This is a genomic window from Halobacillus litoralis (assembly GCF_009856445.1).
Classification (GTDB): Bacteria; Bacillota; Bacilli; order Bacillales; family Halobacillaceae; genus Halobacillus; species Halobacillus litoralis.
Window position 1 is genome coordinate 1 of the sequence record NZ_WMFA01000051.1, and the last position, 502, is coordinate 502.

General features: G+C 59.0%; 1 protein-coding gene. It reads left to right on the forward strand.

What is annotated here, in order from left to right; genetic code table 11:
- Window positions 1-189: 189 nt before the first annotated feature.
- On the forward strand, window positions 190-502 hold a 313-nt coding region (gene traF, locus GLW00_RS21060; RefSeq protein ID WP_202412595.1), incomplete at its 3' end, for a conjugal transfer protein TraF.

Below are 502 nucleotides of genomic sequence, written 5' to 3' on the forward strand. Positions count from 1 at the left end.
AGTAGATGCCTGCAAATACCGGACCAGAAAGAACACCTTCCATACTCCGACAGTACAGCATCTGATCACTCTGCAAGTGCCTGTAAAAAGTCGTTTCCGCACGTAGCAAAACATGGCCTTTCCCCGTGCTTTGACTACGCTGCCAGTGTTCACCGGATTAAATCCACGTCACTGAGAGGGAATCACCCCATGACCACAAGCTCCTCCCGAGCCCGGACCCGCCTCGCCATGGCGGTTGCGTTCACTACGGCAGCTGCAAGCACCCAGGCCGCGCCACCCCAGTTCAACGACGCCCGAGCCTTTGGCATGGGCGGCACCGGCGTCGCCGCAGCACGCCCGAGCGGTGCCGCGCTGTTCAACCCATCACTGCTGGCGGCCGATCACAGCGGCTGGAACGATGGGTTCTCAGTCACCCTGCCGTCAGTGAACGCCCGCTATGCGGAAAACGAGGAGGTGGTCGACGAGATTGATGAGATTCAGGATACGATTGATGCTTTCAACC